Annotated in this window: 9 protein-coding genes and 1 tRNA gene; 5 read left to right on the forward strand and 5 right to left on the reverse strand. The window is 71.0% G+C overall.

Features of this window, described 5'->3' with window-relative positions; translation table 11 throughout:
• Positions 1 to 49 precede the first annotated feature (49 nt).
• Positions 50 to 2,578 (reverse strand): ABC transporter permease, encoded by a 2,529-nt coding sequence (locus AB0898_RS31365; protein ID WP_366806450.1) that lies wholly within the window; start codon positions 2,576 to 2,578, stop codon positions 50 to 52.
• Entirely contained in the window at positions 2,578 to 3,348 is a 771-nt protein-coding gene (locus AB0898_RS31370) for an ABC transporter ATP-binding protein (protein WP_199585614.1), read from the reverse strand. The genes AB0898_RS31365 and AB0898_RS31370 overlap by 1 nt, the downstream gene beginning before the upstream one ends.
• Positions 3,349 to 3,751: 403 nt before the next feature.
• Here AB0898_RS31370 and AB0898_RS31375 point away from each other — a divergent pair.
• A tRNA-Leu gene (locus AB0898_RS31375) sits at positions 3,752 to 3,835 on the forward strand.
• A gap of 38 nt (positions 3,836 to 3,873) precedes the next feature.
• Here AB0898_RS31375 and AB0898_RS31380 read toward each other — a convergent pair.
• The 3 genes from AB0898_RS31380 to AB0898_RS31390 form a co-directional block, all read right to left on the reverse strand.
• Positions 3,874 to 4,218 carry a hypothetical protein gene (locus tag AB0898_RS31380; RefSeq protein ID WP_366806451.1) on the reverse strand — a complete coding sequence of 115 codons (345 nt, stop codon included), beginning with the start codon at positions 4,216 to 4,218 and terminating at the stop codon, positions 3,874 to 3,876.
• A gap of 3 nt (positions 4,219 to 4,221) precedes the next feature.
• Positions 4,222 to 4,473: a hypothetical protein gene (locus AB0898_RS31385; protein ID WP_366806452.1), complete on the reverse strand. Its 252-nt coding sequence runs from the start codon at positions 4,471 to 4,473 to the stop codon at positions 4,222 to 4,224.
• Between the two features lie 160 nt (positions 4,474 to 4,633).
• Complete coding sequence (locus tag AB0898_RS31390; protein ID WP_366806453.1) at positions 4,634 to 5,041, reverse strand: helix-turn-helix transcriptional regulator; 408 nt, start codon at positions 5,039 to 5,041, stop codon at positions 4,634 to 4,636.
• A 236-nt stretch (positions 5,042 to 5,277) separates the two neighbouring features.
• Here AB0898_RS31390 and AB0898_RS31395 point away from each other — a divergent pair, with 236 nt between their 5' ends.
• The 4 genes from AB0898_RS31395 to AB0898_RS31410 all read left to right on the forward strand — a co-directional run bounded on the left by AB0898_RS31395 (position 5,278) and on the right by AB0898_RS31410 (position 8,575).
• The gene (locus tag AB0898_RS31395) at positions 5,278 to 5,493 is read left to right on the forward strand and encodes a hypothetical protein (protein ID WP_366806454.1); all 216 of its coding nucleotides are present in this window, start codon (positions 5,278 to 5,280) and stop codon (positions 5,491 to 5,493) included.
• Positions 5,494 to 5,556: 63 nt separating this feature from the next.
• On the forward strand, positions 5,557 to 5,775 hold the full coding sequence (locus tag AB0898_RS31400; RefSeq protein ID WP_366806455.1) for a hypothetical protein: 219 nt from the start codon (positions 5,557 to 5,559) through the stop codon (positions 5,773 to 5,775).
• A 113-nt stretch (positions 5,776 to 5,888) separates the two neighbouring features.
• Positions 5,889 to 7,823 (forward strand): hypothetical protein, encoded by a 1,935-nt coding sequence (locus AB0898_RS31405; RefSeq protein WP_366806456.1) that lies wholly within the window; start codon positions 5,889 to 5,891, stop codon positions 7,821 to 7,823.
• Positions 7,824 to 7,900: 77 nt separating this feature from the next.
• Entirely contained in the window at positions 7,901 to 8,575 is a 675-nt protein-coding gene (locus AB0898_RS31410; protein WP_366806457.1) for a hypothetical protein, read from the forward strand.
• Positions 8,576 to 8,707 lie beyond the last annotated feature (132 nt).

Here is an 8,707-nt window from a genome sequence, read left to right on the forward strand (position 1 = left end):
GGCCCCGTTCCACAGCGGAACGGGGCCCCTCGGCCGTACGGGGGTGCCGCTACTCGGCCTTGATCGCCGTCAGCATGTCGAGACGGGCCGCGCGGCGGGCCGGCCACAGTGCCGCCAGCACACCGACCAGCGCCGCCAGGAGCAGGAAGAGCGCCATCCGGGCCCAGGGCAGCACCAGTTCGTAGGTCGGCATCTTCGTGCCGATCAGCGCGCCGGCCGCCCAGCCGAAGAACACGCCCAGACCGATGCCGAGCACGCCGCCGAACAGGGAGATCACCAGGGACTCCAGGCGCACCATCCGCTTGACGCCCCGGCGCTCCAGGCCGATCGCGCGCAGCATCCCGATCTCCTGCGAGCGCTCGAAGACCGACATGGCCAGGGTGTTGACGACACCGAGGACGGCGATGATCACCGCCATGCCGAGCAGGCCGTAGACCAGGTTCAGCATGAACGTGAAGATCTTCGCGACGCCGTCGGAGATGTCCTTCTTGTCCTGGACCGCGATCGCCGGGTTGGAGCCGAGGGCCTTCTCCAGGCGGTCCTTGTCCGCCGTCGAGGCGCCGTCCTTCATCTTGACCATGACCTGCATGTCGGACGGGGTGCTCAGATGCGGGGTGAGGACGCGGTTGTCGATCATGATGCCCCGGATCATGGCGTTGCCCTCGTAGACCCCGGCGACGGTCAGCCGCTGGGCCTTGCCGTCGGCGTAGTGCACGGTGAGGTGGGAGCCGGCCTTCCAGCCGTACTGCTTCGCCCGGTCCTCGTCCACGACGATGCGGGTGCCGTCCACGGTGAAGGAGCCGTCGACCGGCTTCAGGTCGGTCAGCTCACCGATCGAGCCGCCGTCGACACCGGTCAGGTACTCCGTCTTGCCGTCGATGCGCGAGGGGGCGTTGCGCAGCGGGCTGCTCGCGGCGACCCCGTCGACACCGGCGACCTGCTCGGCCACCTTGGGGGAGAGCGGGCCGTGGGTCGACATCGAGACGACGTAGTCGGCGCTGATCGCGTCGCTCGCCATCTTGTCGATCGACTTCTGCAGGCTGCCCGCCATCACCGTCATACCGGTGATCAGGGTCAGGCCGATCATCAGCGCGGACGCCGTGGCCGCCGTACGGCGCGGGTTGCGCACCGAGTTCTGGCGGGCCAGCTTGCCGGAGATGCCGAACATCCGCAGCACGGGCGCGGCGGCCGCGATCAGCGGGCGCGACAGCAGAGGCGTCAGCACGAACACGCCGATGATCAGCAGGACGGCGCCCAGGCCCATCATCCCCTGGCCGGAGTCGGCGTTCATGGTGCGGGCCACGAGGACCACGGCGATGCCGGCGCCCGCGAACAGCGCGCCCAGGGTGTTGCGCACCACCAGCGACTTGGTGGTGGCCTTGGCATGGATGCTGTTCATCGCCGCCATGGGCGGGATCTTCGCGGCGCGGCGGCTCGGCAGCCACGCGGCCAGCACGGTGATGACGATGCCGACGGCGAGGGCGGCCACCACCGTGCCCGGGGTGATCACCACGGGCCCGTCGGGCAGTTCCGCGCCGAAGGAGCCGAGCAGGGAGCGCAGCCCCGCGCCGATGCCCACACCGGCGGCGAGTCCGGCCACCGCGGCGACCGCGCCGACCACGACGGCCTCGGTCAGCACCGAGCGGGTGACCTGGCCCCGGGAGGCGCCGACCGCGCGCAGCAGGGCCAGTTCCTTGGTGCGCTGGGCGACCAGCATGGTGAAGGTGTTGGCGATGATGAACGTGCCGACGAACAGCGCGATCCCGGCGAACACCAGCAGCGCCTGGGTGAGGCCGCTCATGCTCTCGGAGATCTGCTCGGCCTGGTCGTCCGCGAGCTTCTTGCCGGTGGCGGTCTCCACCAGCTTGGCCGGCAGCGTCTTGTCGAGGTTGGTCTTCAGCGCGCTCTGGCTGGTGCCGGGCGCGGCCTTGACGTCGATCTCGTCGTACGTGCCCTTCTTGCCGAACAGGGTCTGCGCGGTCGGCGTGTCGAACAGGGTGAGGCTGCCGCCCGCCGAGACGTTGCCGTCGTCGGTGGTGAAGATGCCGCTGACGCGCGGGGTGAGGACCGGGCCGTCGACCGACAGGCGCACCTTGTCGCCGACCTTGTACCCGGCGCGCTGCGCGGTCTTGGCGTCGAGTGCGATCTCGCCGGCGCCGTGCGGGGCGTGGCCGGAGACGAGCCGGTAGCGCGGGTCCTCGGTGCCCCAGTAGTTGCCGCCGGAGGACTGCCAGCCGCCGCCGACCAGCTTGCCGTCCTTGCCCGCGAGGGCGGTGAAGCCGCCGACGACACCGGTGGCGCTCTGGGCGCCCGGGGTCTTCGCGGCCTTCTGGAGCAGGGCATCGGTCAGCTCGGGGTTGTGCCCGACCTGGTCGCCCTTGGAGTCCTGGTGGCGGGGGGTGACGGCGACGTCGACGCCGTCGAAGCCCTTGGCGGAGCTGTTCTGGAAGGCCTGGGAGACGGTGTTGGTGAAGACCAGCGTCCCGGACACGAAGGCCACGCCGAGCATGACGGCGAGCACGGTCATCAGGAGCCGGGCCTTGTGCGCGAGGACGTTGCGCAGGGCGGTGCGGAACATCAGCTGGTCCGGCCCTTCGCGTCGAACTGCTTCATCAGGTCGAGGACGCTGTCGGCCGTGGGGTCCTGGATCTCGTCGACGATCCGGCCGTCGGCGAGGAAGATCACGCGGTCCGCGTACGCCGCCGCCACCGGGTCGTGGGTCACCATGACGACGGTCTGGCCCAGCTCGCGCACGGAGTTGCGCAGGAAGCCGAGCACCTCGGCGCCGGAGCGGGAGTCGAGGTTTCCGGTCGGCTCGTCACCGAAGACGATCTCCGGCCGGGAGGCGAGCGCACGGGCGACGGCCACGCGCTGCTGCTGGCCGCCGGAGAGCTGCGCGGGGCGGTGGGTGAGGCGCCCGGACAGTCCGACCATGTCGATGACCTGGTCGAGCCACGCCTTGTCGGGCTTGCGGCCCGCGATGTCCATGGGCAGCGTGATGTTCTCCAGCGCGGTGAGCGTGGGGAGCAGGTTGAACGCCTGGAAGATGAAGCCGATCTTGTCCCGGCGCAGCCGCGTGAGCTGCTTGTCCTTCAGCGAGCCCAGCTCGGTGTCCCCGATGCGCACCGACCCGGAGGAGAAGGAGTCGAGCCCGGCCACGCAGTGCATCAGCGTGGACTTGCCGGAGCCGGAGGGCCCCATGATCGCGGTGAACTCGCCCTGACGGAAGTCGACGGAGACCTGGTCGAGGGCTACCACCCGGGTCTCGCCCTGCCCGTAGATCTTGGACAGCTCCGTGGCGCGGGCGGCCACGGCGGTGCTCCGGCCGGCGGTGGGTGTGGTGGTCACGGAAGGGCGCTCCTGTCGGTACGACGCTGTGGGGACTGACTCCCATCGTCCCTTCCCCTTCCACCGCGACGGTCAGCCGCTGCTCCCGTTCCCGGAACCGACTCCGGTCGGACGGGACGCCCCGGTGTCATACCTGGGGAGGACGTCCGACCCTGAGGCCACCCGGGTGGGACCGCTCCCGCCGGGAACAGGTGGGCCGCCCTCGTTCGGTAGGTGAAATTCCGTCATTCCCCGTACGCCGCGGGTGCTGCCGCGTCACGCTGTTGGCAAGTGCGGATGGCTTGCACCGTGGTCTGATGCACCCTCAGACATCAATAAAATAAGACAACATCGGTCCGTACTCTCCGCTGTCCTCAGGGCGCCTCCCGATAGGGTCGGGAGCTCGAAGCGGAGCCCATGGCCTGCCCGGATGGTGGAATGCAGACACGGCGAGCTTAAACCTCGCTGCCCCTTCGCGGGCGTGCCGGTTCAAGTCCGGCTCCGGGCACATGCTTACTGTCGCCGGCCGGCGCGGGGGACGGCGGCTCAGCAGGGGTGCGTCCGGCGCGGCGGGCCGAACGAGCCGGGCTCGATGATCTCCTCACCCTCGCCCTCGGGCACGTCGAAGCGGGCGTGGAAGTCGGCCGGCGCCGATGCGGTGACGGTCAGCGCGTTGGCGTCGGTGCGGCTGTTGCGGTGGGCGAGGCGGCGGAGCGGTTCGGCCCGGGGGACGGGGAAGCAGAGCAGGCGCCGGCGGCCGCCCGCGTCCTCCACCAGCCGTTTCGCGTACGTCGTCTTCCCCGAGCCGGTGAGGCCGGCCAGGAGACAGGCGATCGGGCGGGCCGCGCCGGGAGCCGGACCGGGGCCCGGCGTCCGTCCCGTCCCCGCCATCCCTCAGCCCTCGTACACCGTCAGCACCACCCCGTCCGCCTCGATCCTCCGCCCCGCGCGCATGCCGTTGGCGCGGAGGGCGAGGAGGCAGGTGTGGAAGAGGGTCAGTTCTTCCGTGTCCAGGATGGCGGCGGCCAGGTCGAGGAGTCCGGTGACGGATTCGTCGGTGAGGACCTCGGGCAGTTCGCCGGAGAACAGGACGACGGATTCGCCGTCGGGGCCGCGGACCACCGCGGTGGCCGGCCCGCCATGCACGAACAACACGTTCCCCCCAAGAGCCCGGGGTCGTGCGGCTCTCGCTCCTCGGGCAGTCGTGAGACTAGCGGGGTATCTCGGCATATTCGGGCCCAGTTGCATTCTTTTTCCGACTTGGGCGCGAGTGGGCGGAAGAGCGGGCAACCGCGGCCAGAGGCGGTCAGTTCTCCGGCGGCTGCTTGGCCGAGCGGCCGAGCAGGGACTCCACCAGGGCGGCGACATGGCGCCGGTCGTCGGACGACAGCTGCTGGACGCTGGCGATGAGGAGGTCGACCTCGGGGTCGCCCGTCGCGGCGGTGTCCTGCGTGCCGCCCTCGCCCTGCGGGGTGCCGTACACATGGATGCCGCACGCCTCGGCCGCCGCGCGCCGCACGGTGTCCAACGGCAGTCCGAGCCCCTTGGACAGTCCCTCCAGGGTCGTGGCCTGGGGCATCCGCACCACGCGCTCGGTGGTGGCCAGGTGGTGGACGGTGGAGCGGGGGACGCCGCCCCGTCTCGCCACGTCGCCGTAGGACCAGCCCTGACGGTCCAGGCGCTCGCGAATCAGCTGCTGCAGTGCGTTGGTCACCCTGGTCACTTCCCGCTCGTCCTGCTCGCCGCCCGCCGAACCTCGCTGTCGGGGGGATTCTACGGGCGAGTAGGGGCACGGCCGAAAGGGTGATTTCCCGAACGGGTTGCGAAGTGCCCCCGCAAGGCCCTAGTGTCCAATCTCGTTGGACAGCTCGTCCGACCAGATCGGACAGAGTCCGGGGGGAACCTGACTCCGTTCGACCGGAAATGCCTATTCCCAAGGGGGAATCGATCATGATGGACGCTCACGAGCTCGAGGCCGAGTCCGCGGAGCTGCTGCCGGGCCGCGAGGCCCTGGGCAAGCTGAAGTTCAGCTTCAACAAGACGACGAACGTCACCAAGCACGTCGCCAACATCGCGGCCTCGAACCAGTCCGCCGCGCTGAACGACCACTCGGCGTACTCCGTCGCCAGCTCCGGCGCCGCCCAGACCATCAGCGTCACCCAGTAACACCGCGCAGCAGCACCCCGCGCACCACCGACCACCCGAGATCTTTCCGAAAGGACCACCATCATGAGCATGGACATGCGTGACCTGGACGCCGAGGCCGGCGAGCTGCTGCCGGGCCGCGAGGCCCTCGGCAAGCTGAAGTTCAGCTTCAACAAGACGACCAACGTCACCAAGCACATCGCGAACATCGAGGCCTCGAACCAGTCGGCCGCGCTCAACGACCACTCCGTGTGGTCGGACGCCCAGTCGCAGGCCGGCCAGGCGATCTCCGTCAAGCAGTAACGGCACCGCCGCACAGGCGGCCATGGGGGCGGACCGGGCCCGGATCCCGGGCGGTCCGCCCCCATGGCCATGCCGGGGGGAGGCGGCGGCCATGACGTGGGGGGAGACCACACATGACGGTGTCGGGAAACGGCACGACCACGCTCTACGACACCGGCCCGCTGCCCGGGCCCGGTGGCTGGCCGGTGACGTACGAGCAGGTGGCGTCCGGCAGCCTGCCGGACGCGGAGGTGCCGTCCCGGCCCGTTCCGCGCATCAGCGCGGGACTGCGGCTGCACGGCGAGTACCAGGGCTCGGGCTTCACCGAGCCCAAGTACATCGCCCGTCGGGGGGACGGGCAGGTCGTGCAGCTGTCACGGCTGCTGTATCTCGTGGCGTCGTCCGTCGACGGCGTCCGCGACGTCGACACCATCGCCCACCGGGTGAGCGGGCGCTTCGGCCGTGAGGTCAGCGGGGAGAACGTCCGCTACCTGGTGGAGAACAAGCTCGAACCGCTCGGCGTGACCGTGCCCGAGGGCCAGGAGAGCGACGAGGTCGACGCCCCGCGCTCCGACCTGCTGCTCGCCCTCAAGGGCCACCGGGTGATCTTCAACGAGCGCCGCACGATGAAGATCGCCCGGTCGCTGCAGTGGCTGCACAAGCCGGTGGTCGTCGCCGCCGTGCTGCTCTCTGCCGTCGCCATGGACGTGTGGCTGTTCGGCTTCTTCGGGGCGATCGAACCGGTGCTGGAGGTCCTCGACCAGCCGATCCTGATCCTGATCGTCTTCCTGCTCACCGTGGCCTCCCTCGTCTTCCACGAGTTCGGCCACGCCTCGGCGTGCAGATACGGGGGCGCCCGGCCGGGCTGCATCGGCTGCGGCCTCTTCCTCATCTGGCCGTCCATGTACACCGACGTCACCGACGTCTACCGGATCAACCGCGCCGGCCGCATCCGCACCGACTTCGGCGGCGTCTACTTCAACGTCGTCTTCATGCTCGCCATGGCGGGCGCCTACTTCGCCACCGGGCAGCCGTTCTTCCTGGCCGCGGTCTACCTCGGCCACTTCGAGATCCTGGAACAGCTGATGCCGGCCGTCCGCCTGGACGGCTACTACATCCTGGGCGACCTCGCCGGAGTCCCGGACCTCTACGGCAAGATCAAGCCCATCCTGCTCTCCCTGCTGCCCACGGCCAAGGGACGCGCGGCCCGCGAGGAGGTCGCCGGGCTGAAGAAGTCGGCGCGCGTCATCGTGGCCGGCTGGGTGCTGACCATGGTGCCGCTGATCGTCGGCGAGCTCGCCTACGGCCTGTGGAACCTGCCGCGCATCATCACCACCATGGTCCGCTCGCTCACCGAGCAGCTGGTCGGCACCGGCTCCGCGTTCGCCGACGGGAAGATCATCGAGGGTCTGGTCGGCGTGCTCGGCAGCTTCATGCTGCTGTGCCCGATGGCGGGTGTCGTCTACCTCACCATCAAGATCGGCGGCCGGCTGTTCCGGGCCGCCAAGCGCGCCACCTCCGGACGGCCCGCGCTGCGCGTCACGCTGTGCGCGGCCCTGCTCGTGGGCCTCGGCGGGCTCAGCTACGCCTGGATGTCCGGCGTGACCCCGAAGCCGCTGCCCAAGAAGCCGCCGATCGCGCCCATCCTCCAGCCCGGGGTGCCCACGACCGCGCCGCCGCCCATGGACGCGTCCACGCCCGGCACGGGCACGGGCAGCCCGTCCGCGAGCCCCGGCACCGCCTCCGTCTCGCCCTCGGCCGTGCCCGGCGCGGCACCGTCCGGCGCCTCCGGCAGCCCGAGCGCCACGCCCTCCGGCAGCGCGTCCGCCTCCGCGCCGGAGGCGTCCGCCTCGCCCTCGGCGAAGCCCGGCAAGAAGCCGACCAAGGGGGCCACCGAGTCCGGTGCCCCCGGGGGCGGCGGCGACCCGGGCGGCGGTCCGACGCAGGAGCCGACGAGCCCCGCGAGCGACAGCCCCACCCCGACCCCCACGGAGAGCGTCACCCCGAGCGAGCCGCCGGTGAGCACGCCTCCGTCCACCGACCCCCCGGCCCAGGCGGCGTCGTCCTGACCCCCCTACGGCCACGTGTGACCACGCGCGTCGCACCCCCCTGAACCACATCGCATCCATTCCTTCCGGGAGACTCCATGGGAAGTCATCGAAAGCCACGCGCGAGCAGCGGCCCGTTCAACGGGCGCGCGGTCCGCACCGTCCTCCTCGCCGCCGGCGCCGCCGGAGTGGCGACCGCCGTCCCGGCCCACGCCGCGACCGGGCCCGCCCGCGCCGCGATCGTGTCGGACAACGTGTTCAGCAACGCCAACCGGCTGCACCACACCCAGGCGAAGGACTCCTTCACCGTCCGCGAGTTCGGCAACGTCCGCGCCGCCTCCGTGCGCAACCAGGCCAACGCCGTCTCCGTGGGCTGCTCGGTCGACGACAAGTGCCGCTCGGTCGCGCTGTCCTTCCAGATCGTCACCATCGCCGGGGACGTGCACCGGCTGAAGGCGGTCAACGTCAGCGACGCGGCCAACAAGTACTGCGACGGCTGCCAGACCCTCGCGGGCGCCTACCAGTTCGTCGTCTCCACGCCCAACCCGCTCAAGCTGGACTCGGGCGCCCGCCGTCAGCTCAACGACATCCAGCGCCGGCTGGACGCGCTGACCCGCTCCAGCCTGCCCGCCACCGAGCTGCAGACCAAGGTGGACGCGCTGGCCGGCGAGGTCAACGGCATCCTGCAGAACGCCGTGGCCAAGGCGCCCAAGGGTCACGACCGGCCCGACGTCACCCTGCACCGCCGACTGGACGGCTGGCCGCGCCACTGACCGCGCCCTGACCGTCCCGCCCCGGCCGGCCGCCGGTCCCGCGATGAGCGCGATCGCCAGCACGGCGGCCACGACGATGTACACCACGGTCCGCTGCCCCTTCGCCTTCGGCGCGGGGTACGGGGCGGTGGG

The sequence above is a fragment of the Streptomyces sp. NPDC005435 genome, from assembly GCF_040703155.1.
Taxonomy (GTDB): domain Bacteria; phylum Actinomycetota; class Actinomycetes; order Streptomycetales; family Streptomycetaceae; genus Streptomyces.

Coding starts and splice junctions, on each gene's coding strand:
- AB0898_RS31365 (WP_366806450.1), bottom strand. CDS start 2,578: ATGTTCCGCACCGCCCTGCGCAACGTCCTCGCGCACAAGGCCCGGCTC.
- AB0898_RS31380 (WP_366806451.1), bottom strand. CDS start 4,218: ATGGCGGGGACGGGACGGACGCCGGGCCCCGGTCCGGCTCCCGGCGCG.
- AB0898_RS31395 (WP_366806454.1), top strand. CDS start 5,278: ATGATGGACGCTCACGAGCTCGAGGCCGAGTCCGCGGAGCTGCTGCCG.
- AB0898_RS31400 (WP_366806455.1), top strand. CDS start 5,557: ATGAGCATGGACATGCGTGACCTGGACGCCGAGGCCGGCGAGCTGCTG.
- AB0898_RS31405 (WP_366806456.1), top strand. CDS start 5,889: ATGACGGTGTCGGGAAACGGCACGACCACGCTCTACGACACCGGCCCG.
- AB0898_RS31410 (WP_366806457.1), top strand. CDS start 7,901: ATGGGAAGTCATCGAAAGCCACGCGCGAGCAGCGGCCCGTTCAACGGG.